Source organism: Kineococcus sp. NPDC059986, from assembly GCF_040702905.1.
Taxonomy (GTDB): Bacteria; Actinomycetota; Actinomycetes; order Actinomycetales; family Kineococcaceae; genus Kineococcus.
The window spans coordinates 1,733-3,640 of record NZ_JBFBND010000069.1; the positions used below are offsets into that span (position 1 = coordinate 1,733).

Genomic DNA, 1,908 nt, shown 5'->3' on the forward strand with positions numbered 1-1,908 from the left:
CGGGTCTGGTGTGGGTCGCATGGGGTGGGGTGTCGGGTTGTCTGTTGAGAACTGCACAGTGGACGCGAACATCTTTGTAGTGGTGTTCGTCGAGTAGATCCTCTAATCATCACGCGTTGAGGTTCTTCGGTCTTCGGGCCGGTGGCTGAGGCGTTGTGGTGGTCTTTGTGGTTCGTTTTTATGTTTGTTGCACGCGTTGTGCGCTCGCACCTGTTGCTGCTTGCTCGGTTCTTCGCCTTCGGGTGGGGGGTTGGGTGTGGTGGTGGGTGGTGTGTGGTGGGCAAGTGTGTAAGGGCGCATGGTGGATGCCTTGGCATCAGGAGCCGATGAAGGACGTGGGAGCCTGCGTTAAGCCTCGGGGAGTTGGCAACCGAACGTTGATCCGAGGGTGTCCGAATGGGGGAACCCGGCCGTCGTCATGGGCGGTCACCCGCACCTGAATGTATAGGGTGTGTGGAGGGAACGTGGGGAAGTGAAACATCTCAGTACCCACAGGAAGAGAAAACAAATAGTGATTCCGTGAGTAGTGGCGAGCGAAAGCGGATGAGGCTAAACCTGCATCGTGTGATACCTGGTAGGGGTTGCGGTGTGGGGGTTGTGGGAGTGTTCTGGACTGGGCTACCACCTGGTCGGGGAGTGAGAAAGTCGTGGTGTAGCCGAAGGGCCTGGGATGGTCCGGCGTAGTGGGTGAGACCCCCGTAGGTGAAACATTGCGGCCTCCTTGGGAGCATGTCCCGAGTAGCACGGGGCTCGTGGAATCTCGTGTGAATCTGCCAGGACCACCTGGTAAGCCTAAATACTTCCTGATGACCGATAGCGGACAAGTACCGTGAGGGAATGGTGAAAAGCACCCCGGGAGGGGAGTGAAATAGTACCTGAAACCGTGTGCCTACAATCCGTCGGAGCCTGTCCTTGTGGTGGGTGACGGCGTGCCTTTTGAAGAATGAGCCTGCGAGTTAGTGGTGCGTGGCGAGGTTAACCCGTGGGGGGTAGCCGTAGCGAAAGCGAGTCCGAATAGGGCGTTTTTAGTCGCGTGCTCTAGACCCGAAGCGGAGTGATCTACCCATGGCCAGGTTGAAGCGTGGGTAAGACCGCGTGGAGGACCGAACCCACCAGGGTTGAAAACCTGGGGGATGAGCTGTGGGTAGGGGTGAAAGGCCAATCAAACTCCGTGATAGCTGGTTCTCCCCGAAATGCATTTAGGTGCAGCGTCACGTGTTTCTTGCTGGAGGTAGAGCTACTGGATGGCCGATGGGCCCCACCGGGTTACTGACGTCAGCCAAACTCCGAATGCCGGTAAGTGAGAGCGTGGCAGTGAGACTGCGGGGGATAAGCTTCGTAGTCGAGAGGGAAACAGCCCAGATCATCAGCTAAGGCCCCTAAGCGTGTGCTAAGTGGGAAAGGATGTGGAGTTGCGCAGACAACCAGGAGGTTGGCTTAGAAGCAGCCACCCTTGAAAGAGTGCGTAATAGCTCACTGGTCAAGTGATTCCGCGCCGACAATGTAGCGGGGCTCAAGTACACCGCCGAAGCTGTGGCATTCACATGTTGACCTCACTGACTACCTTCTCGTTCTTCGGAGCGGGTGGGCACCGTTGGTGCAGGTGTGTGGATGGGTAGGGGAGCGTCGTGTGTGGGGTGAAGCCGCCTGGTGATGGTGCGGTGGACTGCACGCGAGTGAGAATGCAGGCATGAGTAGCGAATGACGGGTGAGAACCCCGTCCGCCGATTGACCAAGGGTTCCAGGGCCAGGTTCATCCGCCCTGGGTAAGTCGGGACCTAAGGCGAGGCCGACAGGCGTAGTCGATGGACAACGGGTTGATATTCCCGTACCGGTGTAGAACCGCCAATGGCGAGGCCGGGGATGCTGAGCACCCAAAGCCGGCGCTACCTTCGGGTGGTGTTTGGT

General features: G+C 58.2%; 1 rRNA gene (running past one end of the window). It reads left to right on the plus strand.

The window, feature by feature from the left end:
* The first annotated feature begins 278 nt into the window (after nucleotides 1-278).
* Nucleotides 279-1,908: ribosomal RNA gene (locus tag AB0637_RS24745) — 23S ribosomal RNA — on the plus strand (it continues 1,636 nt past the right edge of the window).